1 protein-coding gene and 2 pseudogenes are annotated in these 1,316 nt (G+C 62.2%); all 3 read left to right on the top strand.

Annotated elements, in window-relative coordinates:
- Positions 1-99, top strand: a pseudogene (locus GTK01_RS20880) (transposon DNA-invertase); the annotation flags it as partial.
- A 98-nt stretch (positions 100-197) separates the two neighbouring features.
- Positions 198-407: a ribbon-helix-helix protein, CopG family gene (locus tag GTK01_RS20875; protein WP_024899703.1), complete on the top strand. Its 210-nt coding sequence runs from the start codon at positions 198-200 to the stop codon at positions 405-407.
- 191 nt (positions 408-598) lie between these two features.
- Positions 599-1,189, top strand: a pseudogene (locus GTK01_RS20870) (helix-turn-helix domain-containing protein); the annotation flags it as partial.
- Positions 1,190-1,316 lie beyond the last annotated feature (127 nt).

The raw sequence follows: 1,316 nt of genomic DNA, 5'->3' as shown, positions 1-1,316 counted from the left end.
TGTAAGGAACTCGGGATCGAGCGCGTCACCCTTTATCGCTATGTCGGCCCCCAGGGCGAACTCAGGAGTTACGGAAAACGTGTTCTCGGCTTAGCGTAGGATTCCGCCCCCTCCCGCAAACGACCCCAAGTAGTGCCTTTCGCGGTTCCTTCCGCAAGGGATTGCAGAATCGGGCGAGTTCGTCCTTACTGCTAAGAATGAAGCGCGACTCGGAAAGGATTCGGAAGGACGTTGCCGCCCATCGGGCGCGGCAGCTTGCGGCCGGCCGTATCGCGCTGACCACGTATGTTCCGACTGATCTTCTCGCCCAAATCGACAAGATCAAGGAGCAGCGGGGCGTGCTTGGCCGCGCGCCGATCATCGAGGAAGCATTGAGGCTCTATATCGAAGCGAAGCAAGGGACATAACGGCAAAACGCCCGACCGCGCCAACGGTCGAGCGTTTTTGTAGGCCGTCAGACACACCGTAGAGACGGGGCCAAAGCTCTCCCCTTATCTACGCTACAGCACTCCAATCCGCAAGATTGATTCTTGCGGAAACAGGAAAGCCGTGCCTGCCGTCCGCGCCGTCATGTCCTTCAAATGGAAGGACGACAGGCATGTTGAGGACGCAGATCGCGGCCGCGATCGGCTGCGCGCGCGCAAGCGCGCTTGATGAGATCATGCGGGAGGTATGGACGCGCTACAGCGCCGGCCAGCTCACCGAGGAAGACGCCGGGCAGCTCTCCACGCTCGCCCATGAGCGCCGCGAGGCGTGGCGGGGATCGGGACAGGCCGGGCTTGGCCTGGTCATGCCCCCGGCCGAGCGATGCCCGACGCCAGTTCGCCGGCATAGTCATATCCGGGGCCGATCGGAGGGCCGGATATGGCGGCCGACGACGCGCAAGGACGTTCAGGCAATCTTGAAGGCGGCCGAAATCTACAATGAGGCCGGCTTGCACGAGAAGGGCGAGCGAAGCGGCCCGCTAGGATCGGTGGCGCTCGACGTGCTGCGGCTGTTCGTCAATCTCATAGACTTCCGCACCGGCCGGTTAGAGCCGTCAATCACCACGATCATGGATCGGCTAGGCCGGTCGCGCGATACGATCGTGCGGGCGCTGAAGAACCTGCGGGCGCATGGTTTCATCGACTGGCTGCGGCGCTACGAGCCGACCGGCAACGAGGGGCGCGGCCCACAGGTCCAGCAGACGGGGGTCGGAACAAGAACTGTTCCCACAGACACGTTAAGACCGAACGAAGCACGAACGCGCGTGATAGATCTGTAGATGAAGCTTCCCTGGCAGTTGAAAGCATCCAGCTGATGGCGGCCAATTTCCC

The organism is Aliihoeflea sp. 40Bstr573, assembly GCF_024105655.1.
Taxonomy (GTDB): Bacteria; Pseudomonadota; Alphaproteobacteria; order Rhizobiales; family Rhizobiaceae; genus Aliihoeflea.
Note: the sequence above shows the minus strand (reverse complement) of the source record. Positions and strands in the feature narration are given on the sequence as shown.